The following is a 25,917-nucleotide window of genomic DNA, read 5'->3' on the forward strand; positions in this document are numbered from 1 at the left end:
CCGCGGGTTACGCCATGGCCAGGGCAACCGCCGTGGCGGCATAGATGTCATCGACACTGGCCCCGCGCGACAGGTCACAGACCGGGCGGGCAAAGCCCTGAAGGAATGGCCCGATGGCCTGCGCACCCGCCAATTCCTGGCACAGCTTGTAGGCGATATTCCCGGCGTCGAGCGACGGAAAGATCAGGACATTGGCATCGCCGTCACCCAGACCCTTCTTGCGCGCGATCGTGGCATTCAGCGCGGCGTCTGCCTGGATCGGACCAGTGAAGCCCGTCATCTCGGCCGCTGCGCGTACCTTGTCGACGCTGGGACCTGCTCCGCTGGTTCCCGTGGAAAACGACAGCATCGCCACCTTGGGCGGGCCGATCAATGCCGCACAGGACGCGGCGGAAGCGCGGGCGATATCGGCCAGTTGCCCTGCATCAGGGTCTGTCGTCACCGCGCAATCGGCAAAAATCACCTCTCTGTCAGGGAAAGCCATCAGGAAAAAGGACGATGGAGTTTCGACGCCGTCGGCCATGCCGATGGCGATCCCCGCCGCTTCGATCACACGACGAGTCGGGCTGTCAGCCCCCGCGACCAAGGCGTCGGCCTCACCCGCAGCGACCATCGCCGCGGCGCGGATCAGCGGTTTTCCCAGCATCCGGCGGGCCAGTGGCTCTTTCAGGCCGCGCCGATCCATCAGTATGGCAACCTGCGCATCGGTCACATCGCCCAGCGCGACGGGAACACACAAATCGTCGGCGCGCATGCGCGCGGCAGCATCCGCAACGCGAGGGTCGTCCATCTCGGGCAGGACAACCCGCATGTTTCGCCCCTGTATTGCCTGAACTGCACGCGAAATGACTGACATGAACGCCTCCGTTTGCGGCATAGGAGCGTGCGCCGACCCCGAAGGTCAAGGCCACCCTGATGGGTGAAAGCCAAGGATCCCGGATTTCGCATATAATCTTGCTTGCGCTACCAGACCTTCGCCGTGCAACATGACTTTGGGAGAGAGACATGAACCAGCCGAAGATCGACACCTCGCCCAAGGTTTCGGACGAGGTACGTAAAACCACCTGCTACATGTGCGCCTGTCGTTGTGGCATCAACGTGCATATGAAGAACGGAAACGTTGCCTATATCGAGGGCAACCGCGATCACCCGGTGAACCGGGGGGTTCTGTGCGCCAAAGGCAGCGCCGGGATCATGCAACACACCGCACCGTCGCGCCTGCGCGCGCCGATGAAACGCGTGGGCCCGCGCGGGTCAGGTGAATTTCAAGAGATCAGCTGGGACGAGGCGCTGGAGCTGGCCGTGAGCTGGATCAAACCCCTGCGCGAAACGGCACCGGAGAAGCTTGCCTTTTTCACCGGGCGCGACCAATCGCAAAGTTTCACAGGCATGTGGGCGCAGGCCTTTGGCACACCGAACTATGCCGCGCACGGCGGGTTCTGTTCGGTCAACATGGCCACGGCCGGCATCTACACCATGGGCGGCGCATTCTGGGAATTCGGCCAGCCCGACTGGGATCATACCAAACTGTTTATCCTGTTCGGCGTGGCCGAGGATCATGACAGCAACCCGATCAAGATGGGCATTGGCAAGATCAAGGCGCGCGGCGCGCGGGTCATCGGGGTGAACCCGATCCGGTCCGGCTATAACGCCGTTGCCGACGATTGGTACGGGATCACACCGGGCACCGACGGGCTGTTGATCCTGTCGCTGATCCATTGCCTTCTGAAGGCGGGCAAGATCGACCTTGAGTATCTTGCGCGCTATACCAATGCGCCGGTTCTGGTCAATTCAGACCCTAAATCGGATGAATATGGCCTGTTCCTGCGCGATGACGACGGCAAGGAACTGGTCGTCGACCGCCGTACCGGCAAACCGACCCCTGTCGATGCCGACGGAGTCGAGCCCGACCTGGGCGGCCATTTCCGCCGGGCCGGAATCACCCACGTTCCGGTATTACACCTGCTGGCCGAAAAATACCTGGACCCGCAATACGCACCAGAGGCGGTGGCGGACCGCTGCGGCATCGCCGCCACGCGCATCCGCGCCTTGGCAGCGGAAATCGCCCGCGTCGCGTTTTCCGAAACCGTCACGCTGAACCAGCCGTGGACCGATTTCCGCGGTGTCACACATGAAACCATGACGGGTCGTCCCGTGGCGTTCCATTCGATGCGCGGAATCTCGGCCCATGCCAACGGGTTCCAGACCGCCCGCGCGCTGCACCTTTTGCAGATCCTGATCGGCTCGGTCGAAACGCCGGGCGGATTCCGGTTCAAACCACCTTACCCAAAGCCATCCACCGCCCATCCCAAACCGCATTGCAAGGTGACGCCGGGCAAACCGCTGGACGGCCCGCACCTTGGCTATCCGCAGGGACCCGCCGATCTGTGCCTGAAAGACGACGGCAGCCCGGCACGGATCGACAAGGCGTTCACTTGGGAAAACCCGTTGTCGGCGCACGGGTTGATGCACATGGTCATCGCCAATGCCCATGCCGGCGATCCCTACAGGATCGATACGCTGTTTTTGTACATGGCGAACATGGCGTGGAATTCGTCGATGAACACCCGCGCGGTGATCGACATGCTGACGGACAAGGACGACAGCGGCGACTATGTCATTCCGCGAATCATTTATTCCGACGCCTACAGTTCGGAAATGGTGGCCTATGCCGACCTGATCCTGCCCGACACGACCTATCTGGAACGGCACGATTGCATCAGCCTGCTGGACCGCCCGATCTGCGAAGCCGACGCGGCGGCGGATGCGATCCGCTGGCCCGTGGTCGAACCGGATCGGAACGTGCGCGGCTTCCAGTCCGTACTGATCGACCTTGGCGCCCGGCTGGGTCTGCCAGGGTTCGTCAATGACGACGGCAGCGCGAAATACACCGATTACGCCGACTACATCGTGAACCATGAACGCCGCCCGGGCGTTGGCCCGCTGGCCGGGTGGCGCATGGGAGACAAGGGCGTTCAACACGGTCGCGGCAACCCGAATGCCGCGCAGATCGACGCCTATATCAGCAACGGCGGGTTCTTCGTGGAACACGTCCCCGAAAAGGCCGCCTATTTCAAACCCTGGAACAAGGATTACCAGGACTGGGCGGTGAAATTCGGGCTGTATGACAAACCCGCGCCGTATCTGTTCCAGTTGTACCTGGAACCGTTGCGCCGGTTCCAGCTGGCCGCCGAAGGACACGGACCGATCCAGCCACCCGAACACCTGCGCGACCAGATCATCGCAAAATTCGATCCGCTGCCGACCTGGTACGCGACAGACAGCGACGATGCCTATCCCGTGCACGCCCTGACGCAGCGCCCGATGGCGATGTATCACAGCTGGGGCAGCCAGAATGCCTGGCTGCGGCAGCTGCATGGGCGCAACCCGCTCTATCTTCCGACCCGGCTGATGCGTGAGCACGGGCTGAGCGATGGCGATTGGGCGCGCGTGACGTCCCCGCATGGCGAGATCATCGTGCCAGTCGCGGAAATGGCGGCGCTGAACGACAACACGGTCTGGACGTGGAATGCGATCGGCAAGCGCAAAGGCGCGTGGGCTTTGGAACCTGACGCGCCAGAAGCGACCAAGGGCTTTTTGCTGAACCACCTGATTTCGGAATTGCTGCCGCCCAGGGGTGATGGGCTGCGCTGGGCAAATTCAGACCCTATTACAGGGCAAGCTGCGTGGTTTGACCTGAAGGTGAAGATCGAAAAGGCCCCCCCGCAAGAGGAGTCGAAACCCGCCTTCGCCCCGATCAAGTCGCCGGTCGGCACCGGCCCGAAAGAACTGCGGCGGAAATCATGACCCAACTTCCCACCCACACCGACCGCAAGCTTGGGCTTGTGATCGACCTTGATACCTGCGTCGGGTGCCATGCCTGCGTGATCTCGTGCAAGGGCTGGAACACCGAAAACTATGGCGCGCCGCTGTCGGATCAGAATCCCTATGGCGCCGATCCGTCAGGCACGTTCCTGAACCGGGTCCACAGTTACGAGGTGCAGCCAGAGGGCGCCCCGGCGCAACTGGTGCATTTCCCGAAATCCTGCCTGCATTGCGACAACGCCCCGTGCGTCACCGTTTGCCCGACCGGGGCCAGCTACAAGCGCAGCGAGGACGGCATCGTTCTGGTCAACGAAGATGCCTGCATCGGCTGCGGGCTGTGCGCCTGGGCCTGCCCCTACGGCGCACGGGAACTGGATGCGGCCGAAGGGGTGATGAAGAAATGCACCCTGTGCGTGGATCGGATCTATAACGAAAACCTGCCCAAGGAAGACCGCGAACCGGCCTGTGTGCGCACCTGCCCCGCCGGCGCGCGCCATTTCGGAGATCTGTCTGATCCGACCAGCGCGGTCAGCGTGCTAGTGGCCGAGCGTGGCGGCATGGACCTGATGCCGGAACAGGGCACGTCACCCGTCAACAAGTACCTGCCGCCGCGCCCTAAGGACCGGCTGCATGAAACCGACATTCTGGCCCCCTATCTGGACCCCGTGGCGGACGAGCCGCGTGGTTTCCTTGGCTGGCTCGACAAGGCGTTGGAGAAACTCTGATGCATCCCGCACCGTCTATCATCGCCTTTACGACCTTTTCCGGCCTTGGCTTCGGACTGCTGTTCTGGCTTGGACTGGACCCGACGCCGCCGACCGGTTGGGTGGCCTTCGCGTTCTACGCCATCGGCTATGTGTTTGCCTGCGGCGGTCTTTTGGCGTCGACTTTTCACCTGGGCCACCCCGAACGCGCGCTGCGCGCCTTCACCCAATGGCGGACCAGTTGGCTGTCGCGCGAAGCCTGGGCCGCGGTTGCTGCGCTGGCCATGATCGGGCTGCACGCGGCCTTGCTGGTCTTCACCGGGAAAAGCAGCCTGATTCTGGGCGGAATAGGGTCTGTATTGGCGCTGGTCACCGTTTACTGCACGTCGATGATCTATGGCCAGTTGCGCACCGTCCCGCGCTGGCACAGCCCGCTGACCCCGGCGCTGTTTTTGACGCTGGCGCTGGCAGGCGGCGCGGTTCTGGCGGCGAAGATCGGCTTTGCCTTGCCGCTGCTGCTGGCCGCTGGCGCGGTGCAGATGTTCTGGTGGCAACGCGGTGACAAGGCGCTGGCCGACAGCGGCACGACGCTGGCCACGGCGACCGGGCTGAAACACGGCAGTGTGCGCGCGTTCGAACCGCCGCACACCGGAACAAATTACCTGCTCAAGGAAATGGTCTATGTCGTGGCGCGCCGTCATGCGGTCAAGCTGCGGTCGATCGGGCAAGTCTTGATGGTTGTTGTGCCGGTCTTGATCCTTGCGCTGACACAAAACCACTTCGCTGCGCTGATCGCGGTGGCCAGCCATATCGCGGGCGTTCTGACCACCCGTTGGCTGTTCTTCGCAGAGGCAGAGCACGTGGTGGGCCTGTACTATGGCAAACGTTAACCGGCGGGTAACCCTGCCTGCCTAGACCTGTTCGCGACAGGGAACAGGCAGATGCAATTCACATCCTTCACCGACCCGGCACAGCCGATCCGCAGCGCGGTGCGCACGCTTTGGGACAGCCGCGAATTTGGCCGCACACCGCAACGATTCTCTGACGATGCTGTCATCATGGATGCAGGCGAAGGCGTGATGGGCCTGCGCCGCTTCGCGTCGCTGCGGCAAGGGGTATTGGCTGCGTTTCCAGACTTCCGGTCAGAGGTCGAAGACGCGATCTGTGTCCCAACCGATCAGGGTATCCTTGCCTCGGTGCGGATGATCTGTACCGCGACCCATGGCCGAAACGGCCCCTATGGCGCAGCTAGCCAGATGCCGCTGGCGTTTCGTACAATGCTGCTGGTCGAGGAAACCGGCGGGGTGATCCGCGCCGCCTGGCAAATCCGCGATCAGGGCGCGCTGTTGCGGACAACAGGGAACGATCCCGAAGGTTGGGCACGGACCCACCCCGGCCAGACACGGACAGATCCGATGCCGACGCTACAAGATGGCAACCCCTGGGCCAACAGTTACGCCGATATCCTGCGCTCGGTGATGGAGGGCGACCTTGCGATCCTGTATCGCGGGTTCGACCCGGGGGCGGAATTGTTCTTGCCCGGTGGTCATATTGGCAGCGGCCCCGAAGCGGCCGACGTGTTCTGGCTGTCCTTGCGCGCAGCCTTGCCCAGCGCAGAATTTGCCATCACCGCCGCAATCGGGGCCGACGATCCGCTGTGCCCGCCGCGCGTCGCGTTACACTGGCAATTGACGGGTGTGCATGATGGCTGGGGCCTGTTCGGCGCGCCCAGTGGGCGCACCTTGACCGTACAGGGCGTCAGCCAGGCGGAATTCGGGCCAAACGGTTTGCGCCGTGAGTGGACGGTGCTGGACGAACTGGCCGTCTGGCAACAAATCACCGCAGCATCTGCGGCCCCGGGTCAGGAACGCGACAGGGTTATTTCTTTTTCCACGTGCCCAGCCAGCGGCTGATCCGGCCGCGCTTTTCGGCAAGCGAATCTCCGGCCGCCTCAAAACTTTCGCCAACCTCCTCCAGAACCGGGTCGATCCGCTTGGCGCGGAACCGGCGCCAACGCACCCAGATCGCCCAGACCAGCGCAAAGAACGTTCCCAGGATCAGGATGTTCAACCACGGGATCACGGTTGCATCCGGCCCGTCCACCTGTTTCAGCGCGACCGCGTTTGGAAAGATCGTCAGGAATTCGTTGCGCCAGCCGTAATGCGTGATCATCACCCATTTCGGGTTCTCCGATTGCGAGATCAGAGAGGCCGCTTCGGCCTGAAGGTTCGAGGTGTCGAACTTGAAATAGGGCGGCCAGCCCCAGCCCGTGTCTTCGTTCCGGTAGACCATGGTCTTGCCGTTGTTGCGCACGGTCTGGATAAAGAACACGTCGCGATTGGTGCTGGCAGCGGTGCCCACGTCGGGCGTCGCCCAGAAAATCGAGTTTTCGCCAAAGTCGATCCGCCGGTTTTCCGTACCCACGATGCGCGCCACGTCATGTTGCGGCAGCGTGTAGTGAAAGAACGCCCCGACCAACGCCCAGAAAAGAATAATTAAGGTCCATTTGACGTAGGTCATCGGCAGTCCTCAGTGAAAGTTAATCAGGTAGATGATCAGCGCGATCAGGCAGACGGGCACAATATAGACGCCAAGGATCAGCTTGCGCCGCAGCGACCCGTCATAATCCTGTAACCCCGCTTCGACAAAGGCATCGCGATCACCGGTCATGCCTTCCTCCTCCCACTCAGCCTCCAGCTTGCCGCGCCGGACCGACCGGGAATACAGAGACAAGATGAAATAAACGATGGTCAGCACGACAAAGCCGATCACCGAAAGCCGCAACAGTGCGAACATCGTCTATCTCCTTACCGCGCCCCAGGGACCGACGCGCTGGATGATTTCCTCTGGCGTGGTCTCGGGCTCTTTCATCGGGGCGTCATGGCCGAACAGTGCCTTGCGCGCGCCCGCCTTGTCCACTTGATACTCTCGCGTCAGGAAATCGACAACGTAGCTGCGCTTGGTATCGCTCCAACCGCGATAAAGGCTGTAAAACAGTTCCTTGTGGCAAATGAACAGTTGCCGGATATCCTTGCGGGTCAGTTCCGCAAGCAACATGTTCACCAGGTCCTTGTCCGCGTGATCTGCGGCCCGCAGCGTATAGAAATAGGCCGGGTGGTCGCTTCCGATGCGGGGCCAGGGTCCGTCCCCTTCGGCCCATTGCACCAGTGCGTTCAGGGCGTGCCATTCCGGCGGAAGCTTGGTCGCAAACTGCCGCGCGATGACGCGAATATCTCGCCGTGTCGCCCCGGCCAGGTCAATCCCCGCCTCTTGCGCCACATCGACAACGATGAAATCCATTTTCTGTCGCAGGATCGCAGCCGCGTCAATGCCACGCGCCTTGACGATGGGTTCCACCAGCCCGTTGAAGTCAAAGAACTTGGCGATCCTGTTGCGATCGTTCAGGTCGAACACGTATTTGATCGGCAGATCGTCAGGCTTGTCGCCCACACAGATCGCCGCCGGGTGTTCCACCGCGCGAAAGATATAGATCCCTCCGAAATGCGCGGTAAAGAAGTTGTCTTGCACAAATTCCATCTGCTTCAACCGCACCGGGTTGCGGACCACGTCGCCGGTTTTCTTGGCCAGCGCGATCATCTCGGCAATCAGGACATCGTCGTACCAGCCGTCTTCGGTCTCCTTGAACCGGTCCACCAGCCGGGCCAGCTTTTCGGCGTCCTTGACGGTGCCCTGGGTCGTATCTGCCTCGATCCGAATCTTGCGGATCTCGAACAGTTGCGCCGGATCAGAAACACTGAAGACCGAATTCACCAACTCTCCGGCCACCGCATCCTTGGCAGTCAGGGCAAACAGCTGGGTCTCGTTCGCGTCGATGAAATGGCGCAGGATGCTACGGCTGGTCGAAAACTTCGCGTTCAGCAGCGGCGCGGATTTCTGCCGGGTGGACAGCAGGATGAACTGCCGGTTCACCCCGTTCTGGTTGAGATAAAGGTCATCGTCCAGCTCATCCCCGATTTCCGGGGAATACCCGCTGATGTCGATGTGAAAATCGGTCAGTTGCGTTGTCTTGCCGGTCAGGTGCTTCAGCGCGCGATTGTAGCGTTCGACCAAGGCGGGGCTGACGACGTGGAACATATTGCCGAACATCAGCCCGGACTGGATCAGGCGGTTCATGACCTGCGCTCCTTGGTTGTGGTGTGGCGCGCGCCGTCTTCGCTGCGCCGCTGTTCGACACGTTGCGACAGGCTCAGCCACGCGTATGCCAGGATCGGGCCCCAGATAAGCGCCGCCAACGCCCCTTTGCGCAGGAAGAACCCCGCGGTTTCGCCGGGTGCCTGGACGAAGGCGGCGGAAACCCCGATGCCCTGCCAACCGTAGACCAAGGCAATTGCCCCGGCTCCGGCCATCAGCAAAAGCACCGCCGCCGTCACGATGCCCAGCGCCACGCGGCCATGCGTCCGGATGTGCGCCGGCACAAGGACACGCGGCAGCACAACGGCAAAGGCGCCCAACAGCAACAACGGGACGCCGGTGTTCAGGAATCCGATGGGTTGCGACGGGATCATCTGGGGGCCTCGCTCATCCCTTGCCCTCCAGGTACCGGCGCTTGGCCTCTTCCTGGCGGCCGAAATCACGCACCATCGCCTCGATCGCGACCTCGTCAGATTTGTCGGCATAGCGGAATTCGCTGTCGGCATAGCGGTTGATTTCCTGAACCACCATGTCGACGGTGATCGGGCGGCGCAGTTCTTCGATCATCGCTTTCTTGGTGTCATAGTCCCTGAACAGGAACAGGTCCGGGTTTTCCATCCAGTCATCCGGCAATTCGAAATCCATTGCGCGCACCTTGACCGCGTCGGTGATGTTCTTGATCGCGCGTCCGGTGAACCGCTCATCCGCCTGCTGGATCGCCTTGAGGTAGGTGCCCAGCTTGGCAATCGTGTCCAGCTCGCCGATCTGGTCGCGCACCTGGTCGAACACGCGCATCAACCCGTCCTCGTGCGGACGGTTGTGCGATTCAAAGCTCGCGGCCACGGCGCGTTTGATTTCCTGCGCGGCAAAAAGCTCATGCTGGCCCAGCGGAATAACATGCGCCTTGCCCAGAAGCAGCGCTAGAATGTCGATGTAATCCTCTCGTGTTTGCGGCCCATCCACCAGGAACCGGGCGCCCGCCCGCTGCCGCAGCGCGTCATCGACGTTTTCAGGATAGTTCGAGAACATCCCGAAGGTACAATTCCCGCGCACAACCGTATTGGCGCCGGCAAAGGCCTCCATGAAAACCGCGGTGACCTCTTGCTGCCCGGCACTGGATTGCCGGTCGCCACGCTTGCCGGCGATCTGGTCGATATCATCGATGGTGCCAAAGCCGATCACGCCGGGGTCCAGCACGTTCTGCACAAAAGCCTTGGCATTCTGCCCGGACTTGCCCTGGTAGCTGTCGATATTGTCGATCCCGAAGTTCTGATAGCGAAAGGCATAGCCCGCCGCCCCGCAATAGTCGTTGATCAGCCCCGCCATCATCTGGATCAGCGTTGTCTTGCCCGTCCCCGGTTTGCCATCCCCCATGAAGGTAAAGATGAACCCACCCAGTTCGGCAAAAGGGTTCAGCCGCCGGTCAAAGTCATAGGCCATCAGCATCTTCGACAGCCGCATCGCCTGGTACTTGGCGATGTGGTTGCCAACCACCTGGTGTGGTTTCTTGAACTGCATGGTCAGGGTCGTGCCCCTGGCCTTGGTCGCAGGGGTAAATCCGCGCAGCGTCAGATCATCCACCTCGACCCGATATGACCTGTCCTTGAACCCGGCCAGAACGCCCATGTTCTGCGCCCGCAGCGACAGCTTCTCCATCACCTGCTCGGCATGGGCCAACACCACCGCGACCAACCGCGCATCGTCGCTGGCCAGTGTCGCCAGCTTCTGGTCCAACTCCCACAACACCCCGTGCAGACACAGCTGGGCGTTGTCGGTCAAGACCTCGTCCGCCGCGCCCACGTCGACCGAAACCTCGGTCGCGTGCGGCGCCAGAAGGAAAGCCAACGCATTGGCAAAGCTATAGCCGACGGCCACCGCCTCTGCCGCCAGAAGTTCCGAAAACGCCGCCTTTCGATCCGCAGGCAATGCCCCTTGCAGGTTCGCGCGTTTCAGATCGGACAGCCCGTTGGCAGTGCTGAACTCCGCACCGATTTCCAGCGCGATCGCCAGCGCGCGGCGCAGCCCGTGCATCACCGACGCCTGCATCGGGGACGTCAGCGGATCGTCGCCATCCGCATCCCGGATCCGGTCGATCAGGTGCACGCCTTCCGCCCGCGCCGTCGACCGCGTCACCAATCCCGGCGTGGTCGACCGGAACCGCCGCCCCGTCGAAATCCCCGGTGACCGTTCGACCGGTGCGGCAGCACTCATCTTGGCGATGCGCGGCGTGTGGTCAAACCCGTCCAGCATCGCAACTGCGGCAGGGTAGTGCCTGATAATGTCTTCTTCGCGCAACTCCATCAGATCGGCGTTCAGGCTCATCGCGCCACCCTCTCTTTCATCTTTCCTAAAATACTCAAATCCAACGGGCCCCTAGTAGCGCAACACCCGCCCGCCCGGGCTGACCACGTATTTCGTGACGCTGGCAAACCCCGGCGGGTTCTTTTCCGCCAGCACCTGGAACGGGCGTTCCGGCAGGATGATGCTGCGTTCCATCCGGGTCGCGCCGGTTTCGACACCGCGGCCGGAAAACGGATCCAGCGCGAAAATCTCGCGCTCCACCCGGGAAAACCAGCCGGCGCGCTCTTCCCGCACGCTTTCGCTTTCCAGCACCTCATCGGTCCAGGCCAGCGCCCAGTCTTCTCCCTGCGGCGCGGCAGCCTGTTCCAGCACCTCGCGGATCGGACCGTGCTGAAGTGTATAGGCGTGCGAATACATCGGGCCGATATGGATCCGGCGCAACCGTTTCGGGTGCAGATCGTCAAAGCTTTCATCAAGGCCCTTGGCGATCGTCAGCAATTTCAGCCCACCCAGCGATTGACCGATCAGGTGCGCCTGCACTTCCGGCCAGCGGCGCTGATCGTTGGGAAGCGCTGTGCGGCCGGTATCCTCAACCTCCATCAGATAGATTGTCGGCAGGTTGATCTGGCTGTCATAGACTGCCCAATGCACCATGTACCGGCGCCTGTCACCCACCCCGGACAGCCAGGCCACTTCGGGATCGTTGCGGGCCCAGAACAGGTCCCCGCGCAACAAGTCCTCGTAATAGAGTCTCTGCGACAGCGCAAACTGGAGTCGGGTCGGGATCTGCTGTTCACCGATGATCTGCGCCACCATCTGGTTCTTCAACTGAGCGGCAGAGGGCATCCCGGCCAGGTGCCGTTCGGCTTGTTGCGCATCGTTGGCCATGACCATCAGTTCCTGCGCCGTGGGAAAGCCGCTTTCATGCTTGTCCATGGTCAGCGAGCCGAAGAACTGCCCTGTATCGCGCCCGGCCAACAGGTATTTCAGGCCCAGCGCCCGAAAGCTGAAAGCAATCGACCGGATGTATCGCGTCAGCACCTCCACTTCTTGCTTGGTCAGGCTCTGCTCTGCCTGCATCACGGCGGCCACGCGGCCCATATGGGCTGTGATCCGCTCGAACTTTTCGAAATAGCGGCGGCTTGCGTAAGTGTCGGTCAGGCCGACGTGATCATGGTCTTCCGTCATATCCCCGATCCAGAAGGCCCCGGGTCAGGCCCGGGACTTGGTCACTCGTGAAACGTGCAGACTCCGGGAAAACCCGGGATCTTCGGTATCATCCGCCGTAAAGGTTCTTGTCGTGTTTTTCGACAATCGCCTGGAACCGGCGAGCGAAACGCTCATCTGCCTTGGCCTTGGCCTCCAGAACCTGGCGGGCAAAGACCATGTGGTCTTCGTGGGCTTCCAGCATGTCGGCCATGCGCTGGTTGGTGGCGGTGCCGATCGCGGCCATCGCGGCCTGGGCTTCCTTGTCGGTTTCCACCCCGATCTCGTTGATCCGGTGCGCCACGTCCTGTTGCTGGGCGGTTTTCAGCGACTTGGTCAGCGCATCGTACAGTACGACCCGTTGCTTGGTGTCGGTTTGCAGTTTGTTGATCAGCACCATCTGAGTCGCGGCCTGGTTCTGAAGGCTGTCGACCCAGGTCTTGCCCTTTTCGATATAGCGTTCCAGCGTCTGGCTCTTTGCCAGCTTCACCTGTTCTTGTTGCACAAGGTCATTGTAGGCCTTGTTCAGATCGGCCAGTTCGGTTTCCAGCTTCGTACGCGCGGCCGCATCCTGTTCGACGCTGATCTTGTTTTCCAACTCGATGATCTTGGGATCCATCGCCACGATCTCGGCCCGGACGGCTTCCAATTCGCCGACTGTCAACTCGCGTTCGTCCAGCGTCTCTGACAGGTTGGTTTCCACCTTGCCCTTTTGTTGGTTCAGCACCTCCAACTGACCTTCCAGCAGCCTGGTAATGGTATCGGACTTGGCAATCAGGTCTTGCAGCTTGTCGTCGATGTTCGCGGTCTTGATCCTCTCCTGTCGCATCGAATCCGATTTGGCGCTGGAAAAGATGCCGACAAAGCTTTCCCAACCGGTTTTCGAGCGCATCTCTTCGAAATCCTTGGAAAAGGCCGCTGTCACGTCGTCCAGCCCCATGATCAGTTCCGCGATGTTGGCATTCATCACGTCAGTATGGGCGTGGACATCGTCCAAAGAGGCGTTCTCGATATCGATGGAAACATCGTCACCCGATTTCATCCGCGCCCTCGCGGTTTCGATCCGGCCAGTCAGTTCGGATATCTTGGCCTGCGCTTCGGCCACCTGGGCCTGTGACGCACGGACCTGGGCTTCAAAATCGGACATTCGGTACCTCCTGTAATCAAGCACTTGGGTGGCATATGGGTAATGTTATGCGGATTTACATCGGAACAGCCCGACGAATTCGCGCCACTGTTGCAAACCTGCCTCCGCTTGGAAAGGCAGGTTTTCCGTAATCGCTGTTATTAGGTGTTCTGCGGCAATCTGCTATGGAATTTTTTTACTCCGCAATGCCCCCACAAGCGCCCAGAGCACAGGAACCAGGGCCGCGCGACCCAGCGCAGCCACGGGCAAGGCAGATGCGCCCCGGCCGCTGACCGGGGCGCATCCGGGCGTATCAGCCCACCACGTTGAACTCTGGCCCATAGGGATAACCGGTGATGTTTTCATTTCCGTCTTCGGTGATGACAAGGATATCATGCTCACGGTATCCGCCTGCACCGGGTTGCCCATGGGCGATGGTCAGCATCGGTTCCATCGAAATCACCATGCCCGGTTGCAGCACCGTGTCGATGTCTTCACGCAGCTCCAAACCCGCTTCTCGCCCGTAATAGTGACTGAGCACGCCGAATGAATGCCCATAGCCGAATGTCCGGTACTGTAGCAGATCACGTTCGGCAAAAAACGCGTTGATCTGCTGTGTCACCTCTGCGCAGGACGCGCCGGGTTTCAGCAGGCTGATGCCCAGCTCATGCGCACCCACATTGGCGTTCCAGATCGCAAGGCTGGCGTCATCGACCTCTTCAACGAACATGGTGCGTTCTAGCGCGGTGTAGTAGCCGGAAATCATCGGGAAAGTATTCAGCGAAAGGATGTCGCCGCGTTGAAGGACCCGCCCCGTCACCGGGTTGTGCGCGCCATCGGTGTTCAGCCCCGACTGGAACCAGACCCAGGTATCGCGGTATTCGGCATCGGGGAACCGCCTGGCGATTTCCAGTTCCATCGCATCCCGGCCCGCCATGGCCACATCGATTTCACGCACACCGGCCTTGACCGCGTCGCGGATCGCGTACCCGCCGACATCGGCCACGGCAGCCCCTGCGCGGATCAAGGCAATTTCCGCGGGGGATTTCATCATCCGCTGGCGCATTGTGTCCTGATGCACCTCGACCGTCGCGGCGGGTGTCAGGAAGGCTTGCAGCCTGGCCATCTCCTGTATGTTCAGGTGATCGCCTTCGATCCCGATCGTTCCACCGGTTCCGGTCACCGTCTTGACCGCGTCCCAAAAGTTTTCGCGCGACCAATCGGTATAGGTGATGTTGTCGCCATGGCTGCGTCGCCAGGGCTGTCCGGCATCGATTCCCGCAGAAATAGTGACTGACTCTGCTGCGGTAACGACCAGCGCATAGCGTCGCCCGAAGGCACAATACAGAAAGCCCGAGTAGTAGGCGATGTTGTGCATCGCGGTGAAGACACAGGCGCTCAGACCCTTGTCAGCCATGATCGCGCGCAGGCCGGCCAGACGCGCTTCGTACTCGGCATCGGAAAACGGCAAACCGGCTTTTTCGCCGTTGTGAAAACGATAGTGCTGGGGACGTTCCATGTGAAACCCTCCGTCTGGATGCCGGACGGTGGGCGTCTTCTGGACCCGCCCCCACCGCAACCCGGCAAAGAAAGGTCCCGGCGTTCAGGACGGATTATGCGACGTGCCCCGATGGGGCGTGGGCGACGCCATCGCCCAGTCAACCGATGCTGTATCAGGAATCGCGGGTTTGAAAAGCCCAGGCGTATCAGCCAAGCAGCGTTTTCATCATCTCTGACTTCGGATCACGCAAACCGTCGATGACATCGAAGTGGTGTTTGCCCGCTTCGACAACGCAAGACGCCCCCCATGCGTCGGCCAGCCAACGCGCCTGATCCAGGAAAACGGGTCGTTCGTCGCCACCAACCCAGACGGTCACGGGCATCTGCGGCCGGGGCGTCAAGACCGGACTTTCAGCGGCCGCCGCATCCGCATCCATCCGGAAATCATCGTTCATCTTTGTCAGCAAAAGCGGCCGCAGGTCCGCGACCGGAGAGATCGGCATCACCCGTTCGACCCTGTCCCGCACTGCGCCGGGCAGCACGTTTGCCATCCGCGCCACAAGATGCCCGCCCGCCGAATGGCCCGCCAGGCGGATCGGGCCTGGCACCTTGTCGGCCACCATCGCAATCGCATGCGCGACCTGCCCGGTGATTTGCGCAATCGAAACATCGGGGCACAAGTCATAGCCCGGCATTGCCACCGCCCAGCCGCTGTCCAGCGCGCCGGTCGCAAAATGCGACCACTCCTGCCGCCCGAACCGGCGCCAATACCCACCATGCACAAAAACCAACAGCCCCGTGGCCTGACCATCGGGAAAGAACAGATCAACCGCCTGGCGATCCGTCGGACCATAGGACAGGTTCAGCCGCGCCCGTCCAGCCGCCGACAACGCATCGCGAAACGCCTGCGCCGCGGCGGCCCAGCGCGGCGGATAGTCTGCCGCGTTCGGAATGTACTCTGCATTGGCATAGGCGTCGTCGTAGTCCATGGTCACTTTCCCTGATCCCTCTGGACATCAGTGATAGCAGATGATTTGCCTGTGCCATCCTTAAAACGCAGGAGGGACCGCCATGCTGGATCAGCCCACCAACCTGAAATCGCTGCTGAAAGACCCCAGCCTTCTGGAAACCCGTGCCTATGTGAATGGCACCTGGATCGAAGGCGACAGCACATTTGACGTGACCAACCCCGCCCGGGGCGACGTGATCGCCCAGGTCGCCGATCTGTCACGGGCGCAAGTGGCCGAGGCCATCGACGCCGCCTATGCCGCGCAAAAGGACTGGGCCCGATGGACCGGTAAAGAGCGCGCGGCGGTGCTGCGCCGCTGGTTCGACCTGATGATGGAAAACCAGCATGACCTGGGCGTTATCCTGACCGCCGAGCAGGGCAAACCCCTGGCCGAAGCCAAGGGCGAGATCGCCTATGGCGCGTCGTTTGTCGAGTTCTTTGGCGAAGAGGCCAAGCGGATCTATGGCGAGCTGATTCCCGGGCACCAGCGGGACAAGCGCATTCAGGTGATGAAGCAGCCGATCGGCGTCGCCGCGTCGATCACCCCGTGGAACTTCCCCAACGCGATGATCACCCGCAAGGCTGGCCCGGCACTGGCAGCGGGCTGTGCCTTCGTTGCCCGCCCCGCCGCGGAAACGCCGCTTTCGGCCACGGTACTGGCGGTGCTGGCGGAACGTGCGGGGATTCCCGCAGGTGTGTTCAACGTCGTGACCTCGTCCCGGTCATCCGAGATCGGCAAGGAGTTCTGTGAGAATCCCAAGGTTCGCAAGCTGACCTTCACCGGGTCTACCGAAGTGGGCCGTATCCTGCTGCGTCAGGCGGCAGACCAGGTGATGAAATGTTCGATGGAACTGGGCGGCAACGCGCCCTTCATCGTGTTCGACGATGCCGATCTGGATGCCGCGGTCGAAGGCGCGATCCTGTGCAAGCTGCGCAACAACGGTCAGACCTGCGTCTGTGCAAACCGCATTTACGTGCAGGCCGGCGTCTATGACGCCTTCGCGGAGAAACTCGCGCAGCGCGTTGGCCAGATGAAGGTGGGGGACGGGCTGGAAGAAGGCACCGACCTTGGCCCGCTGATCAACACCGACGCAATCACCAAGGTCCAGGAGCATGTGGCCGATGCGGTGTCAAAGGGCGCCAAGGTGATCATGGGCGGTGGCGATCCGGTTCAGGGTCCCGGAAACTACCTGCACCCCACCATCGTGACCGGTGTCACGCAAGACATGGCCGTGGCGACCGAAGAGACTTTTGGTCCCCTGGCGCCACTGTTCAGGTTCGACACGGAGGATGACGTGATCGAGATGGCCAATGACACGATTTTCGGTCTGGCAAGCTATTTCTATGCCAAGGATCTGAGCCGGGTCTACAAGGTTGCCGAAGCATTGGAATACGGGATCGTCGGCGTGAATACCGGGATCATCTCGACCGAGGTAGCGCCGTTTGGCGGGGTCAAGCAATCGGGCCTGGGCCGCGAAGGCAGCCACCACGGCATCGAAGATTACCTGGAGATGAAATACGTCTGCCTGTCGGTGTGACCCGCCGCGCAGAGGGGGCCAGCCCCCTCTTGGCCGTTGGCCAATTCACCCCCGGAGTATTTTACGGAAAGATGAAAGACAAAGGGCGGCTGGAATGGCCGCCCTTTTCCGTTTTGATTTCGGGTTTGTTCAGCTTGCCGGCATCGACGACACGCCGACCTGCGCCGGGCGCAGAAGACGATCGTGCAGCATGAAGCCTTCGGCGGCGATGTCGATGATGTCGCCAGCCTTTGTGCCGGGCACCGGCGCTTCGAACATGGCCTGGTGCATCTTGGGATCGAAGCGGTCGCCGACCTGTGGCGAAATCGGCTCGATCCCGTGCTTGCGGAAGACGTTCAGCAATTCGCGCATGGTCAGTTCGACGCCTTCCATCAGCGCGTCGGTTGCCTTGTCTTCGCTGTCTTGCGCGGCGGCAATCGCGCGCTTCATGTTGTCATAGACTGGCAACAGGTCGCGGGCCAGTTTCGACCCGCCATAGTTTTCGGCCTCGCGGCGGTCCTTGTCGGCGCGCTTGCGGGCGTTTTCCGCATCCGCCAATGCGCGCATGAATTTGTCCTTGTAGTCGTCCCGCTCTGCGCGCAGCTCGTCCAGCTCGATCGCGGTGTCATCGAATTCTTCGAGCGACACGTCGTCTGCCTCGGCATCTTCGATATCGTCCAGGAACGGGTCTTCTTTCGGCTCTGCCATCTTTCACCTCTAGCTTCGGTCCGAGATCATTTTGCCGACCAGCTGCGCGGTGTAATCCACGATGGGCACGATACGCCCATAGTTCAGCCGGGTCGGGCCGATCACGCCGACCGCACCGATAATCTTTCGATCCGCGTTCATATATGGAGACACAACCAAAGAGGAACCCGAAAGTGAGAAAAGTTTGTTCTCGGAGCCGATAAAAATGCGCACGCCCTCGCCGTCTTCGGCCAGTTCAAGAAACTCGGCGATGTCCTGCTTGCGTTCGAGATCGTCGAAAAGTTCGCGGATGCGGTCAAGCTCTGCCTCTTCGGCGCTGCCTTCCAGGAGGTTGGACCGGCCGCGGACGATCAGGCGGTCGGGGTGGCTGGTTTCGCCATCCCAAGTTGCCAGGCCGTTTTCCACCATTTGCTGCGCCAGCACATCCAGTTCACGGCGGCGGCGGGCGATTTCCTGCTTGATGACCGTCCTGAGTTCGGACAGCGTGCGGCCTTCGATCAGGGCGTTGAGGAAATTCGACGCTTCGCGCATGGCGCTGGGGGTGTGACCCGGCGGTGGGGTGAACAGGCGGTTTTCAACGCGACCATCGGCAAAGACCAGCACCACCAGACCGCGGTCGGGCGCGAGATTGACGAACTCGATATGACGGATCGGCGCCTCTCGCTTGGGGCTGAGGACAAGCGACGCGCTTTGCGTCACACCAGACAATGCAGTGCCCAACCGGTCGAGAAGACCGCCCACGTCATCGGTGGTGTTGCCGATGGTCTGGTCCAGCTTCAGACGGTCATCCTGGGCCAGGTCGCCGACTTCCAGCAAACCGTCGACGAACATCCGCAGGCCAAGCTGCGTCGGGATCCGGCCTGCGCTGACGTGCGGGCTGTCGAGAAGGCCGAGGAATTCGAGATCCTGCATCACGTTGCGGATCGTCGCAGCGGACACTTTTTCCGTCAGGCTGCGAGTCAGCGTACGCGAACCCACGGGTTCGCCGTTGGTCAAATAGGCTTCGACAACCTTGCGAAACACTTCGCGGGATCGGTCGTTCAGCTCTTCCAACAGTCGCGTACTTTGATTCATTGCCGGCACCTGTATCCGTTCTGCCCCCTTCGGTAGTCCACGGAAACTCAATCGGGGTTGCGCAGACCCAACCCCCGGCTATATCCCGGCCTTGCCGAAAGAAAAGGGAATGGATCATGCGACCATCGGGACGGAATTTAAGCGAAATGCGCGCGGTTTCAATCGAAACCGGTGTGACCAAACATGCCGAAGGCTCTTGCATGATCCGCATGGGCGATACCCATGTCCTGTGCACCGCCACGATCGAGGACCGCGTTCCGCCCTTCATCAAGGGTTCGGGGCTTGGCTGGGTGACCGCAGAGTACGGAATGCTGCCCCGGTCCACCACCAGCCGGATGCGGCGCGAAGCGGCGACCGGCAAGCAAGGTGGCCGCACTGTCGAAATCCAGCGCCTGATCGGCCGGTCCCTGCGTGCCGGCGTCGACCGCGTTGCGCTGGGTGAACGGCAGATCACCGTGGACTGTGACGTGATCCAGGCCGATGGCGGTACCCGCTGCGCGTCGATCACCGGCGGTTGGGTGGCGTTGCGGCTTGCGGTCAACAAGCTGATGAAGGCCGGGGACGTAATCTCTGATCCGCTGATCGCCCCGGTCGCTGCGGTCAGCTGTGGGATTTATGCCGGTCAGGCAGTGCTGGATCTGGATTATCCCGAAGATAGCGAGGCAGGCGTCGATGGCAATTTCATCCTGCGTGGCGACGGTCAATTGATCGAGGTTCAGATGTCAGCCGAGGGGGCCACATTCTCTCGTCAGCAAATGACCGACCTGATGGACCTTGCCAACCAGGGCACCAAGGACCTGTTCGATATGCAGTTGCAGGCCACAACATGACCCGCAAGTTTTCCGGCGACAGGCTGCTTGTGGCGACCCACAACAAGGGGAAGCTGGAAGAAATCGCCCAGCTGCTGGAACCCTTCGGGGTTTCTGTGGTGGGTGCCGCAGAAACCGGGCTGCCCGAACCGGTCGAAGACGGCACGACGTTTGTCGAAAATGCTCGGATCAAGGCGCACGCCGCGGCCCAGGCCACCGGCCTGCCCGCCCTGTCCGACGATAGCGGAATCGAGATTGACGCGCTTGGCGGCGCTCCGGGCGTCTATACCGCTGATTGGGCTGAAACAGAGACAGGTCGGGATTTTGTCATGGCCATGACGAACACCCACGCCAAGCTGGTCGAAAGCGGGATCGCCCAGCCCTGGACCGCCCGGTTCTGTTGCACCTTGGTGCTGGCCTGGCCCGATGGCCATGACGAGGTGTTTCCCGGCGTGATGGAAGGCCAGGTCGTCTGGCCTATGCGGGGCGACCAGGGGCATGGCTACGACCCCATTTTCCAACCACGGGGGTATGACATCACCTTTGGGGAAATGGACCGCTGGGAAAAGAACAAGATCAGTCACCGCGCGGACGCCTTCCGTAAATTCGTGGCGGGTTGTTTTGAGTGAAGACTGGCGGAACGGCGGCTTTGGCCTGTACCTGCACTGGCCGTTCTGTGAAGCAAAATGTCCCTATTGCGATTTCAACAGCCATGTGGCGCGCTCGATAGACCAGGATCGTTGGAGCCGCGCCTATCTGTCTGAAATCGACCGTGTCGCCGCACAGACCCAAGGCCGCATTCTGAATAGCGTGTTTTTTGGCGGCGGCACCCCCAGCCTGATGTCGCCAGACACGGTTGCCGCGATCCTTGACCGCGTGCGGGACCGCTGGGTGCCTGCAAATGACATCGAGATCACGCTCGAAGCCAATCCGTCTTCGGTTGAAGCGGGCCGGTTCCGGGGCTATGCCGATGCGGGTGTGAACCGGGTTTCGATGGGCGTTCAGGCGTTGAACGACCGCGATCTGAAGCGGCTGGGCCGGATTCATTCGGTGGATGACGCACGGCGGGCCTTTGATGTGGCGCGGTCGGTGTTCGATCGGGTGAGTTTCGACTTGATCTATGCCCGTCAGGATCAGAGCCTGGCCGACTGGCAGGCCGAACTGACCGAAGCGCTTTCGATGGCGGTCGATCATCTGTCGCTGTACCAGCTGACCATCGAAGCCGGGACCGCGTTCGCGGATCGCTACAACGCCGGAAAACTCCGCGGGCTGCCCGAGGATGACACAGCAGCGGATATGTACGAAGCCACGCAAGAGATATGCGCCGCGCATGACATGCCCGCCTACGAAGTGTCCAACCACGCGCGCCCGGGCGCGGAATCGCGACATAACCTGATTTACTGGCGCTATGGTGATTATGCCGGGATTGGCCCCGGTGCGCATGGAAGGATGACCTTGGGGGCACAGAAATATGCCACCGAGACCTTTCTGATGCCGGATCGCTGGCTGGCAGCGGCCGAGGCTGGAAATGGTGAAAGCGTCAGATCAGTCGTTCATCCACAAGATATGGCGGGTGAGTACCTTATGATGGGGCTTCGTATCGATGAAGGCATAGATGTGGCGCGGTACACCGCTTTGGCTGAGGCGCCACTGAAAGATGACGCCCTGCAAGAGCTGCGCGACCTGGGGATGGTGACGGAGCTGCAGGGGCGGTTGATGGCCACCCCTGCAGGACGTTTGGTGTTGAATGCAGTAATCGAACGGCTGCTGCCGGATCAGTGACCGCCCGACAATCGCGCACAAATCTCATCAAGCTGATCGAGTGAGTGATAGCGCAAGGTGACTTCGCCCCCCTCGCCTGCCGATGCGTGATTGATCGTGACCTTCATGCCCAACGCTGCTGAAAGATCACCTTCGAGCGCGCGGGTGTCCGCGTCTTTTTCAGCGGCCACACGGCGCGGCGAAGAGCGGGGGCTGTCTGGTCGTCCAAGCGCGGCCTTAGCGAGCTTTTCGGTATCGCGCACGGACAAACCTTTGCCCACGACTTCTTTTGCCAAGGTCATCGGATCCTCGGCGGTGATCAACGCACGGGCATGGCCGGCAGACAACGTTCCGCTTGTCACCATGTTCTGTACGCCTTCGGGCAGATTCAGGAGCCGCAAGAGATTGGCAATGTGGCTTCGGCTTTTCCCCAACGCCTCTGCCAGTTTTTCCTGGGTATGGCCGAAGCGGTCCATCAATTGGCGATAGCCCGCCGCCTCTTCGATCGCGGTCAGATCAGCACGCTGGATGTTTTCTATGATCGCAACTTCGAGCATTTCCGTATCGGAATAATCGCGCACGATCACCGGCAGTTCGTGCAGTTGCGCCAACTGAGCCGCGCGCCAGCGGCGTTCCCCGGCCACGATTTCATACTGATTGTCCGTGCCAGGTTTTGGCCTGACGATCAGGGGCTGCAATACGCCTTTGGTGCGGATGGACTCTGACAGCTCCTGAAGCTGATCCTGTGTAAACGCGCGACGCGGCTGATCCGGGTTGGGTTGGATCTGTTCGATGGGAACAAGCCGGTCTGCATTGCGCGACTGGCCTGCGCTGGAGGCGGCCGGCGCCGTCAGATCAACATCCGCCATCAAGGCAGACAGACCACGCCCCAAACCACGCCGGGTTTCCTTTTTCTCGCTCATGCTCTGCCCTTTCACGCGGCTTTCTTAGAGGTTTTCGACAGGATTTCACGCGCAAGCTGCCGGTACGCGAGCGCGCCTTTTGAGGTGCTGTCGTAGTTCAGAACCGGCACCGAAAACGACGGCGCTTCGCTGACACGAACGTTTCTGGGAATCACTGTCTTGAACACCAGATCCCCCAGCGTTCCGCGGGCATCATTTTCAACCTGTTGCGACAGGTTGTTGCGCGCATCGTACATCGTCAGAACAACACCTTCGATCCGGAGGTTCGGGTTGGCGGTCTGGCGAACTTCCCGGATTGTCAGCATAAGCTGCGACAAGCCCTCCAACGCGAAGAATTCGCTTTGCAACGGGACAAGCACAGCATGGCTGGCAACCAGTGCGTTCACCGTAAGGAGGTTGAGTGACGGCGGACAGTCGATCAGAACAAAGTCATAACCGAACGCATCCATCCCGATCTGTCGCAGCGCATCATGCAGAAGATAGATGCGTTTTTCGTTGGCAATCAAATCGATATCTGCCGATGACAGATCGACAGTCGCCGGAATGATGTCGAGACCCGGAGTTTCGGTTTCGCAGATCAGATCATCCAGGGGCAAGTCGTCCAGCAACAGTTCATAGGTGGTCAGATCACGATCCTCTGCCTCGATTCCGAGCCCGGTCGAGGCATTTCCTTGCGGGTCCAGATCGACGATCAGGACTTTTTGCCCAATTTCCGCCAATGCGGCTCCGAGGTTGATGGTTGTCGTTGTCTTGCCGACCCCACCCTTCTGGTTGGCGACGGCGAGGATTTTCGGACCGTTCAAACGAAAGTCAGACACGAGAGATCCCTTCGATTTCAAGGATGCGAGAGTCGGGGTTGGTATGGCTTTGATGCGTCTTGAGGTCGAATGACCAGAGCGTCTGCGCGTCGGTCACCTCTTCTTGCCAACTCGCGCCTTTCGGAAATAGCGCGGCGCCGGTGTCAGATAGGTGCTGTTGCGCGAAACCCAGAAGTGTCGGCAGGGGCGCCAGTGCGCGCGCGGTGAGGATGTCAGCGTTCAGCTTTTCAATGACTTCGATGCGTCTAGCGACAACAACGACCTCTAGTTCGAGCTCTCGATTGACTGTACGCAGGAAGGTCGCTTTGCGTGTATCGGATTCCACGAGCGTGATGGGGCCATCCATTTGTCGGCTTCGCTTCAGAATGCTGCAAACAAGTCCAGGAAGGCCGCCACCACTCCCAAGATCAACGTAGTGCCCCGTCCAGTCTTGTTTCACGTGAAACACTTGTACGGAGTCAACAATATGCCGTTCCCAAAACTCTGCGGCGGATACTGGTGAAACAAGGTTGATCTTCTCGTTCCACTTCAACGCAATGCTCTGAAAACGCTCTAATTTATCGGCTTCCGCCGACGCCAGGATTTCCATACCGAGTCCATCAAGCGTCATGCGGAAAGCTTCTGATGCTTGCGCAGCTTGGCGAGCAACAACACAAGCGCGGCCGGCGTTACACCTTCAATCTTACCCGCCTGCGCCAACGTTTCGGGGCGGAACTTGTCAAGCTTCGCTTTCAACTCATTCGATAGCCCCTCGATCTGCGTGAAATCAAAGTCTTCTGGAAAAGTGCGCTCCTGATCTTTTTTGAGCGCTTCCAGATCACGGCTTTGGCGATCTAGGTAGTTCGCATAAAGCGCGTCCCGAGCGATCTGTTCCTGAATCGCAGGTTCAAGCTCTGGCTGATCAGCCAGGAACGGTCGGGCCATATCAAGCGTAAAATCAGGGAAGGAGAGGAGTTGGAACAGGCTTCTTTTTTGGCCATCGAGCTTCACTGACAAGCCAAGCTTCTGAACCTGTTGCGGCGTCAGAAGAGTATTCGAAAGTACTGCCTTTGCAGACGAAAGGCTATTTTTCTTTTGCAGATAAGAGTCTTGCCGTTTTTGAGAAACACAACCGAGGGCAATCGCTTTTGGGGTCAATCGCTGATCAGCATTGTCCGCGCGCAGGGATAGGCGAAACTCGGCGCGGGAGGTGAACATGCGATATGGCTCTGAAACGCCGCGGGTGGTCAAATCGTCGATCATCACCCCTATGTAGCTCTCGATCCGGGAAAAGGTGATAGAATCTCGCTCCAGCGCGGCCGCGGCCGCGTTCAGACCTGCAACAAGCCCTTGCGCGGCCGCCTCTTCATAGCCAGTCGTGCCGTTGATCTGGCCCGCAAGGTACAAGCCATTGCAGGACTTGAGCGCCAACGTTGATTTCAAGCCTCGCGGATCAAAATAATCGTATTCGATCGCATAGCCCGGTTGCAGGATTTTCGCCTGTTCCAAACCAACGATCGAATGCACGTAGCTCTCCTGAACGTCGCGCGGCAAGGATGTTGAAATGCCATTTGGATACACCGTGTGGTCTTCAAGCCCCTCCGGCTCCAGAAAAACCTGATGGCTTTCCTTTTCTGCAAACCTGACAACCTTATCCTCGATAGATGGGCAATAGCGCGGCCCCACACCGTCGATATGACCACCGTACATCGCAGACCGATCGAGGTTTTCTCGAATAATATCATGCGTTTCGGAATTGGTATGCGTGATGCCGCAGGAAATCTGACGGACAAATGGCTTCTCGTGGAGAAACGAAAACATCACCGGTTCCGGGTCGCCGGGTTGTTTTTCCAGCCTGTCCCAATTGATCGTACGTCCATCCAGCCTTGGTGGTGTCCCGGTCTTCAACCGACCGGTTTCTAACCCAAAATCCCGCATCCGATCGCCCAGCTGATCCGATGGGTCATCGCCGATACGTCCGCCGGGATAGCTTTGATCCCCGATATGAATCACACCCTTCAGGAAGGTGCCCGCTGTGAGAACGGTTCCCGCAGCCTTGATCTGTGATCCATCCTTCAGGCGCACGCCACAAACGTTGTTTCCTTTTTGAATGAAATCAACAACCTCAGCTTCAAGGATCGTCAGATGTTCGGTTTTTGACAAAACAGCCTGCATCGAGTCACGGTAAATCTTGCGGTCCGATTGTGCACGCGGGCCCTGAACCGCAGGGCCCTTTCTGCGATTCAGCAACCGGAATTGAATTCCCGCGCGGTCTGCAATCCGGCCCATGATACCATCCATGGCGTCGATTTCTCGAACGAGATGCCCTTTCCCAAGGCCACCAATAGCCGGATTGCAAGACATCACCCCGATCGAATCTTTCTTCAGCGTGATCAGCAAGGTGCGTGCTTTCATACGGGCTGATGCGTACGCCGCTTCGCATCCGGCATGACCCCCTCCCACAACGATCACGTCAAAGTCCAGATGTTTCACGTGAAACACTCC

24 protein-coding genes are annotated in these 25,917 nt (G+C 60.4%); 8 read left to right on the top strand and 16 right to left on the bottom strand.

Annotated elements, in window-relative coordinates; genetic code table 11:
* Nucleotides 1-7: 7 nt before the first annotated feature.
* Complete coding sequence (locus VK792_RS08495; protein ID WP_326297037.1) at nucleotides 8-811, bottom strand: phosphate acyltransferase; 804 nt, start codon at nucleotides 809-811, stop codon at nucleotides 8-10.
* A 194-nt stretch (nucleotides 812-1,005) separates the two neighbouring features.
* Here VK792_RS08495 and VK792_RS08500 point away from each other — a divergent pair, with 194 nt between their 5' ends.
* The 4 genes from VK792_RS08500 to VK792_RS08515 are packed head-to-tail and all read left to right on the top strand — an operon-like array spanning nucleotide 1,006 to nucleotide 6,442.
* The gene (locus VK792_RS08500) at nucleotides 1,006-3,807 is read left to right on the top strand and encodes a molybdopterin oxidoreductase family protein (protein WP_326297038.1); all 2,802 of its coding nucleotides are present in this window, start codon (nucleotides 1,006-1,008) and stop codon (nucleotides 3,805-3,807) included.
* Nucleotides 3,804-4,550, top strand: a complete 747-nt coding sequence (locus tag VK792_RS08505) for a 4Fe-4S dicluster domain-containing protein (protein WP_326297039.1) — start codon at nucleotides 3,804-3,806, stop codon at nucleotides 4,548-4,550. Before VK792_RS08500 ends, VK792_RS08505 begins: the two co-directional genes overlap by 4 nt.
* The gene (locus VK792_RS08510) at nucleotides 4,550-5,419 is read left to right on the top strand and encodes a dimethyl sulfoxide reductase anchor subunit family protein (protein ID WP_326297040.1); all 870 of its coding nucleotides are present in this window, start codon (nucleotides 4,550-4,552) and stop codon (nucleotides 5,417-5,419) included. Before VK792_RS08505 ends, VK792_RS08510 begins: the two co-directional genes overlap by 1 nt.
* A gap of 51 nt (nucleotides 5,420-5,470) precedes the next feature.
* Nucleotides 5,471-6,442, top strand: a complete 972-nt coding sequence (locus VK792_RS08515; RefSeq protein ID WP_326297041.1) for an ester cyclase — start codon at nucleotides 5,471-5,473, stop codon at nucleotides 6,440-6,442.
* On the opposite strand, the gene VK792_RS08520 is transcribed toward VK792_RS08515, so the two are convergent.
* The 9 genes from VK792_RS08520 to VK792_RS08560 all read right to left on the bottom strand — a co-directional run bounded on the left by VK792_RS08520 (nucleotide 6,408) and on the right by VK792_RS08560 (nucleotide 15,803).
* Complete coding sequence (locus VK792_RS08520; RefSeq protein WP_326297042.1) at nucleotides 6,408-7,049, bottom strand: DUF1523 family protein; 642 nt, start codon at nucleotides 7,047-7,049, stop codon at nucleotides 6,408-6,410. The two genes, VK792_RS08515 and VK792_RS08520, sit on opposite strands and share 35 nt — an antisense overlap.
* A 9-nt stretch (nucleotides 7,050-7,058) precedes the next feature.
* Nucleotides 7,059-7,325, bottom strand: a complete 267-nt coding sequence (locus VK792_RS08525; protein WP_326297043.1) for a hypothetical protein — start codon at nucleotides 7,323-7,325, stop codon at nucleotides 7,059-7,061.
* Nucleotides 7,326-7,328: 3 nt separating this feature from the next.
* The gene (locus tag VK792_RS08530) at nucleotides 7,329-8,663 is read right to left on the bottom strand and encodes a DUF6638 family protein (protein WP_326297044.1); all 1,335 of its coding nucleotides are present in this window, start codon (nucleotides 8,661-8,663) and stop codon (nucleotides 7,329-7,331) included.
* Nucleotides 8,660-9,055, bottom strand: a complete 396-nt coding sequence (locus tag VK792_RS08535; RefSeq protein ID WP_326297045.1) for a hypothetical protein — start codon at nucleotides 9,053-9,055, stop codon at nucleotides 8,660-8,662. The genes VK792_RS08530 and VK792_RS08535 overlap by 4 nt, the downstream gene beginning before the upstream one ends.
* A gap of 13 nt (nucleotides 9,056-9,068) precedes the next feature.
* Nucleotides 9,069-11,003, bottom strand: coding sequence for an AAA family ATPase (locus tag VK792_RS08540; protein ID WP_326297046.1), 1,935 nt, complete (start codon nucleotides 11,001-11,003; stop codon nucleotides 9,069-9,071).
* A 51-nt stretch (nucleotides 11,004-11,054) separates the two neighbouring features.
* On the bottom strand, nucleotides 11,055-12,170 hold the full coding sequence (locus VK792_RS08545; RefSeq protein ID WP_326297047.1) for a hypothetical protein: 1,116 nt from the start codon (nucleotides 12,168-12,170) through the stop codon (nucleotides 11,055-11,057).
* An 88-nt stretch (nucleotides 12,171-12,258) separates the two neighbouring features.
* Nucleotides 12,259-13,335, bottom strand: coding sequence for a coiled-coil domain-containing protein (locus VK792_RS08550; protein WP_326297048.1), 1,077 nt, complete (start codon nucleotides 13,333-13,335; stop codon nucleotides 12,259-12,261).
* Between the two features lie 292 nt (nucleotides 13,336-13,627).
* Entirely contained in the window at nucleotides 13,628-14,833 is a 1,206-nt protein-coding gene (locus tag VK792_RS08555; protein WP_326297049.1) for a M24 family metallopeptidase, read from the bottom strand.
* Between the two features lie 187 nt (nucleotides 14,834-15,020).
* Nucleotides 15,021-15,803 (bottom strand): hormone-sensitive lipase, encoded by a 783-nt coding sequence (locus VK792_RS08560; RefSeq protein ID WP_326297050.1) that lies wholly within the window; start codon nucleotides 15,801-15,803, stop codon nucleotides 15,021-15,023.
* An 82-nt stretch (nucleotides 15,804-15,885) separates the two neighbouring features.
* Here VK792_RS08560 and VK792_RS08565 point away from each other — a divergent pair, with 82 nt between their 5' ends.
* Entirely contained in the window at nucleotides 15,886-17,361 is a 1,476-nt protein-coding gene (locus VK792_RS08565; RefSeq protein WP_326297051.1) for an NAD-dependent succinate-semialdehyde dehydrogenase, read from the top strand.
* Nucleotides 17,362-17,490: 129 nt separating this feature from the next.
* Here the strand turns inward: VK792_RS08565 and VK792_RS08570 are convergent, their stop codons facing one another.
* Nucleotides 17,491-18,048, bottom strand: coding sequence for a nucleotide exchange factor GrpE (locus VK792_RS08570; RefSeq protein ID WP_326297052.1), 558 nt, complete (start codon nucleotides 18,046-18,048; stop codon nucleotides 17,491-17,493).
* A 9-nt stretch (nucleotides 18,049-18,057) separates the two neighbouring features.
* Nucleotides 18,058-19,122: a heat-inducible transcriptional repressor HrcA gene (hrcA, locus tag VK792_RS08575; protein WP_326297053.1), complete on the bottom strand. Its 1,065-nt coding sequence runs from the start codon at nucleotides 19,120-19,122 to the stop codon at nucleotides 18,058-18,060.
* A gap of 116 nt (nucleotides 19,123-19,238) precedes the next feature.
* Here hrcA and rph point away from each other — a divergent pair, with 116 nt between their 5' ends.
* The 3 genes from rph to hemW are packed head-to-tail and all read left to right on the top strand — an operon-like array spanning nucleotide 19,239 to nucleotide 21,713.
* Nucleotides 19,239-19,952, top strand: a complete 714-nt coding sequence (gene rph, locus VK792_RS08580; RefSeq protein ID WP_326297054.1) for a ribonuclease PH — start codon at nucleotides 19,239-19,241, stop codon at nucleotides 19,950-19,952.
* Nucleotides 19,949-20,560: an RdgB/HAM1 family non-canonical purine NTP pyrophosphatase gene (gene rdgB / locus VK792_RS08585; RefSeq protein ID WP_326297055.1), complete on the top strand. Its 612-nt coding sequence runs from the start codon at nucleotides 19,949-19,951 to the stop codon at nucleotides 20,558-20,560. Before rph ends, rdgB begins: the two co-directional genes overlap by 4 nt.
* On the top strand, nucleotides 20,553-21,713 hold the full coding sequence (gene hemW / locus VK792_RS08590) for a radical SAM family heme chaperone HemW (RefSeq protein WP_326297056.1): 1,161 nt from the start codon (nucleotides 20,553-20,555) through the stop codon (nucleotides 21,711-21,713). Before rdgB ends, hemW begins: the two co-directional genes overlap by 8 nt.
* Here hemW and VK792_RS08595 read toward each other — a convergent pair.
* Genes VK792_RS08595 through mnmG form a run of 4 tightly spaced genes read right to left on the bottom strand, consistent with a single transcriptional unit; the run spans nucleotide 21,707 to nucleotide 25,914 of the window.
* The gene (locus tag VK792_RS08595) at nucleotides 21,707-22,615 is read right to left on the bottom strand and encodes a ParB/RepB/Spo0J family partition protein (protein ID WP_326297057.1); all 909 of its coding nucleotides are present in this window, start codon (nucleotides 22,613-22,615) and stop codon (nucleotides 21,707-21,709) included. The genes hemW and VK792_RS08595 overlap by 7 nt on opposite strands.
* 11 nt (nucleotides 22,616-22,626) lie before the next feature.
* Nucleotides 22,627-23,433 carry a ParA family protein gene (locus tag VK792_RS08600; RefSeq protein WP_326297058.1) on the bottom strand — a complete coding sequence of 269 codons (807 nt, stop codon included), beginning with the start codon at nucleotides 23,431-23,433 and terminating at the stop codon, nucleotides 22,627-22,629.
* Nucleotides 23,426-24,043 carry a 16S rRNA (guanine(527)-N(7))-methyltransferase RsmG gene (gene rsmG / locus VK792_RS08605; protein ID WP_326297059.1) on the bottom strand — a complete coding sequence of 206 codons (618 nt, stop codon included), beginning with the start codon at nucleotides 24,041-24,043 and terminating at the stop codon, nucleotides 23,426-23,428. The genes VK792_RS08600 and rsmG overlap by 8 nt, the downstream gene beginning before the upstream one ends.
* On the bottom strand, nucleotides 24,040-25,914 hold the full coding sequence (mnmG, locus tag VK792_RS08610) for a tRNA uridine-5-carboxymethylaminomethyl(34) synthesis enzyme MnmG (protein WP_326297060.1): 1,875 nt from the start codon (nucleotides 25,912-25,914) through the stop codon (nucleotides 24,040-24,042). The genes rsmG and mnmG overlap by 4 nt, the downstream gene beginning before the upstream one ends.
* Nucleotides 25,915-25,917 lie beyond the last annotated feature (3 nt).

The organism is Mesobacterium hydrothermale (genome assembly GCF_035818635.1).
Classification (GTDB): domain Bacteria; phylum Pseudomonadota; class Alphaproteobacteria; order Rhodobacterales; family Rhodobacteraceae; genus Mesobacterium_A; species Mesobacterium_A hydrothermale.

Coding starts and splice junctions, on each gene's coding strand:
- VK792_RS08495 (WP_326297037.1), bottom strand. CDS start 811: ATGCGGGTTGTCCTGCCCGAGATGGACGACCCTCGCGTTGCGGATGCT.
- VK792_RS08500 (WP_326297038.1), top strand. CDS start 1,006: ATGAACCAGCCGAAGATCGACACCTCGCCCAAGGTTTCGGACGAGGTA.
- VK792_RS08505 (WP_326297039.1), top strand. CDS start 3,804: ATGACCCAACTTCCCACCCACACCGACCGCAAGCTTGGGCTTGTGATC.
- VK792_RS08510 (WP_326297040.1), top strand. CDS start 4,550: ATGCATCCCGCACCGTCTATCATCGCCTTTACGACCTTTTCCGGCCTT.
- VK792_RS08515 (WP_326297041.1), top strand. CDS start 5,471: ATGCAATTCACATCCTTCACCGACCCGGCACAGCCGATCCGCAGCGCG.
- VK792_RS08520 (WP_326297042.1), bottom strand. CDS start 7,049: ATGACCTACGTCAAATGGACCTTAATTATTCTTTTCTGGGCGTTGGTC.
- VK792_RS08525 (WP_326297043.1), bottom strand. CDS start 7,325: ATGTTCGCACTGTTGCGGCTTTCGGTGATCGGCTTTGTCGTGCTGACC.
- VK792_RS08530 (WP_326297044.1), bottom strand. CDS start 8,663: ATGAACCGCCTGATCCAGTCCGGGCTGATGTTCGGCAATATGTTCCAC.
- VK792_RS08535 (WP_326297045.1), bottom strand. CDS start 9,055: ATGATCCCGTCGCAACCCATCGGATTCCTGAACACCGGCGTCCCGTTG.
- VK792_RS08540 (WP_326297046.1), bottom strand. CDS start 11,003: ATGAGCCTGAACGCCGATCTGATGGAGTTGCGCGAAGAAGACATTATC.
- VK792_RS08545 (WP_326297047.1), bottom strand. CDS start 12,170: ATGACGGAAGACCATGATCACGTCGGCCTGACCGACACTTACGCAAGC.
- VK792_RS08550 (WP_326297048.1), bottom strand. CDS start 13,335: ATGTCCGATTTTGAAGCCCAGGTCCGTGCGTCACAGGCCCAGGTGGCC.
- VK792_RS08555 (WP_326297049.1), bottom strand. CDS start 14,833: ATGGAACGTCCCCAGCACTATCGTTTTCACAACGGCGAAAAAGCCGGT.
- VK792_RS08560 (WP_326297050.1), bottom strand. CDS start 15,803: ATGGACTACGACGACGCCTATGCCAATGCAGAGTACATTCCGAACGCG.
- VK792_RS08565 (WP_326297051.1), top strand. CDS start 15,886: ATGCTGGATCAGCCCACCAACCTGAAATCGCTGCTGAAAGACCCCAGC.
- VK792_RS08570 (WP_326297052.1), bottom strand. CDS start 18,048: ATGGCAGAGCCGAAAGAAGACCCGTTCCTGGACGATATCGAAGATGCC.
- hrcA (WP_326297053.1), bottom strand. CDS start 19,122: ATGAATCAAAGTACGCGACTGTTGGAAGAGCTGAACGACCGATCCCGC.
- rph (WP_326297054.1), top strand. CDS start 19,239: ATGCGACCATCGGGACGGAATTTAAGCGAAATGCGCGCGGTTTCAATC.
- rdgB (WP_326297055.1), top strand. CDS start 19,949: ATGACCCGCAAGTTTTCCGGCGACAGGCTGCTTGTGGCGACCCACAAC.
- VK792_RS08595 (WP_326297057.1), bottom strand. CDS start 22,615: ATGAGCGAGAAAAAGGAAACCCGGCGTGGTTTGGGGCGTGGTCTGTCT.
- rsmG (WP_326297059.1), bottom strand. CDS start 24,043: ATGACGCTTGATGGACTCGGTATGGAAATCCTGGCGTCGGCGGAAGCC.